The 2,827-nt window shown below is 65.2% G+C and carries 3 protein-coding genes and 1 pseudogene; 2 read left to right on the forward strand and 2 right to left on the reverse strand.

Annotation, left to right across the window (positions count from 1 at the left end):
• Positions 1–119: 119 nt before the first annotated feature.
• Positions 120–415, forward strand: a pseudogene (locus ACGFYV_RS37455) (ISAs1 family transposase); the annotation flags it as partial.
• Between the two features lie 252 nt (positions 416–667).
• On the opposite strand, the gene ACGFYV_RS37460 reads toward ACGFYV_RS37455, so the two are convergent.
• Entirely contained in the window at positions 668–1,387 is a 720-nt protein-coding gene (locus tag ACGFYV_RS37460; RefSeq protein WP_393883019.1) for a hypothetical protein, read from the reverse strand.
• Positions 1,388–1,580: 193 nt separating this feature from the next.
• Here ACGFYV_RS37460 and ACGFYV_RS37465 point away from each other — a divergent pair, with 193 nt between their 5' ends.
• Entirely contained in the window at positions 1,581–1,898 is a 318-nt protein-coding gene (locus ACGFYV_RS37465) for an ArsR/SmtB family transcription factor (protein ID WP_393883020.1), read from the forward strand.
• A gap of 173 nt (positions 1,899–2,071) precedes the next feature.
• Here the strand turns inward: ACGFYV_RS37465 and ACGFYV_RS37470 are convergent, their stop codons facing one another.
• A complete protein-coding gene (locus ACGFYV_RS37470) occupies positions 2,072–2,386 on the reverse strand; it encodes a hypothetical protein (RefSeq protein ID WP_393883021.1) in 315 nt (104 codons plus the stop codon).
• Positions 2,387–2,827 lie beyond the last annotated feature (441 nt).

Raw genomic sequence — 2,827 nt, forward strand, 5'->3', positions numbered from 1 at the left:
GTGGTACGGACCTCACGGACCGCTCGCTCACGAAGTTCACCGGGGTACTTACGGAGTGCTGGCATGGTACTGGTGGATCTCCTTCGCCAGGACCGTAACCCTGGCATCAGGGACACCACAAATCCCAGTACAGCTCAACCGTCTACGCGATCACAGACCTGCCCGTCGAGCAGGCCACCGCGGCTGAGATCGCCTCCTGGGCCCGCGGCCACTGGACCGTGGAGAACACCGTGCTCTGGTGCCGCGATGTCACCTTCGGCGAGGACGCCAGCCAGGTCCGCCGCCACGACACCCCGCCGTCCTGGCCGTCCTGCGCGACCTGATCCGTTCCGCTCTCAAGCTCGCCGGCTGGGCCAACATCGCCGCCGCCCGACGCGCCCACACCGACCGACACCGCGTCCTCGCGCTCTACGGACACATGATCACGAACCCGGACATCCAACCTGAACGCCGGGGCCCTGCACCATCCCCGTCTTCGCGATGTTCGGCTGTCCGGCGTGCGAATCCGCACGCCGGACAGCGGACAAAGTGAGGTACAGAGCATGCGAATCGTCACGTGAACGTCCGGACGGCGGTCCGGAAAACGCGAGGCTGTGGCTGCGGGCACTCCGTGGGCCAAGATCGCCCAACGCAAGGCCCGCGGTTCAACTCGTCCTGAAGTGATCAGTCAGCTGAAGCGGATATCGCTGAGGTCGAGCGAGACCATGACTGTGTCGAGGAGGGCGTAGCCGTTGGGGTCGCGGCGGTAAGCCCGGCGTTTGGTGGGAAGCACGATGCCACCTGATTCCACGTAGTCATACACATAATGCGCGGCAGCGAGTCCGCCAGCGATGTCGACGTGGTAGTCGTGGCGACGCAGGAGGCGGTCTGGGCCGAAGTAGAAGTCCTGTTGGGTGCTGTGGCTGGCGATCTCGGGCGGGAAGGTGGCACGCAGTCCACGCCAGGTTTCGTGTCCTTCCTGCCACGGTTCGATCTCGGCGACTGTGAAGCCTGGCATGGCCAGCAGGAACGGTGTGGTGAGGTAGGCCCACAGTGCGTAGCCGTTGAAGTAGGCGCGGTCCAGCGGGCCCCAGGGCGTATCCAGGGTGTGTCCAGCGAAGGACGTCCGCGGGTCAATGCGTTCGGCCACCACCTGGCCATCGAGCTTCTCGATGGCCACCCGTCCGGGCCTGAAGTCGGTCTTCTGGTCTGGGGCGCCAAAGGGTGTGACCGAGGCGTGCTCCTCGTGCAGCAGAACGGTAACTACCCGTGACATGGGCTCCTGGGGGAGCCCCTTGGCCTCGAACAGATGCCCTCCGCTGATCAGGGTAGCCTGCGCCCGGGTCAGCTCCCGCCAGCGCGCGCTTCCGCCGTGGGCTTCGATTACCTCGCTGAGCAGTTCGATCACGTAAGTCTCCTGGGGTGCGGCGGCCACAGGCTTCCGCGGCAGACGGTCGCCCGACCGGTCCGGGGAGGACAGAGCACACCATGTTCGGCTTCCCCGAACATACACCATGTTCGGGGAAACTGAACATGCGCGTTACGCTGGCTCCGTGGCAAGCCGCTCCGCAACCAAACTCGTACACCCTGATCGACAGCACATGAAGTTCGTCGCTGTCATGGAGGCCCTGAGTGACCCCATACGCCTCGCCGTCGTCGCCCGCCTCGCGCAGGTTGAACCGCACGGCGAGCTGGCATGCACCGCCTTTGCCCTCCCGGTCAGTAAATCCACTCAGAGCGGTCACTTCAAAGTCCTGAGACAGGCCGGAGTCATCAGGCAACGCGACGAGGGGACTCGGCGAGTGAACCGACTCCGCCGCGAAGATCTCGACGCGCTGTTCCCGGGCCTGCTGGACTTGGCCATCCAGCACGGGAGCGAGATCCTCGCCGACTGGCCGGACAGTGGTTCTGCCTTCTAGTACTCCAGCAGCGTTTCGCTATCTGGGCTGGTCAGAGACATCGTCCGGAGTGTAGTTGGCTGATGTTGGGTCGGGGGCGGTCTTGCTGGACCGTACCTTCAACGAGTGGGTTCTTCGCCGGTAGTGGCAGTGGCGGGCGACAGCTTGGCGCTTGCGCCGCCATTGCGACCAGCTCAGTGCGTGGATGCGCAGTGGTGGGCGGGGGCGGGGTGCGGCGCGAGTTGCCAGGAGCCGGCGGACTTCCGCCACGGAGAGCGGAACCAGGGTGCCGGAACCGTTTCTGCATCCCCTTTTGAGGCCGCCTGGGCGGCCGTGGCCGCAAGGAAGGCATGGGCGAGCATGGCCAGGGTGACGTGTCGCATCCAGCCGACGTATCTGCGGACCTCGTACTGGTCCAGGCCGCATTCGTTCTTCGCGGCCTGGAAGCACTCCTCGATGGCCCACCGGCGCCCGGCGACGCGCACGAGCCGGTCCACGTCCGTGCCCACCGGTGCGTATCCGAGGTAGTAGGCGATCTCATCGGGCCTGGTGACGCTGCGGCGTGCCAGCGCCCAGCGTTGGTGTGTGGGCTGGTCGCCGTCGAAGTCCTCGATTGCGGGGAGCTGGACGGCTGCCCAGTGGTAGACGCGCGGGCCTTTGGCGCCGTCGCCGCACGAGCGCTTCTCCCATGCCTCATCCGGCGCCTGCGTGAAGAGATGGTCGATGCGGCCGAAACGAGGTACCTGCTGGGACTTGGGGACGGCCAGGACGTAGTGTGACGGAGCATTGATCTTCAGGGGGATTGGCTGCTTTGAGCTGGTGTCTTGTCTTCTGGGTGAGATTTGAGGCTTGGGGTCTAGTGTTCTGAGTCGGGAATTCTGTTCAGATAACTGGCGAGGCGTTCGAGGATCTCGTCCGCGGTCTTCGTCCAGACGTAGGGCTTCGGGTCG

It is taken from the genome of Streptomyces sp. NPDC048297, from assembly GCF_043201585.1.
Lineage (GTDB): Bacteria > Actinomycetota > Actinomycetes > Streptomycetales > Streptomycetaceae > Streptomyces.

Bases quoted from the DNA above. Each gene is read 5' to 3' on its own strand.
- ACGFYV_RS37465 (WP_393883020.1), top strand. From the start codon at position 1,581: ATGAAGTTCGTCGCTGTCATGGAGGCCCTGAGTGACCCCATACGCCTC.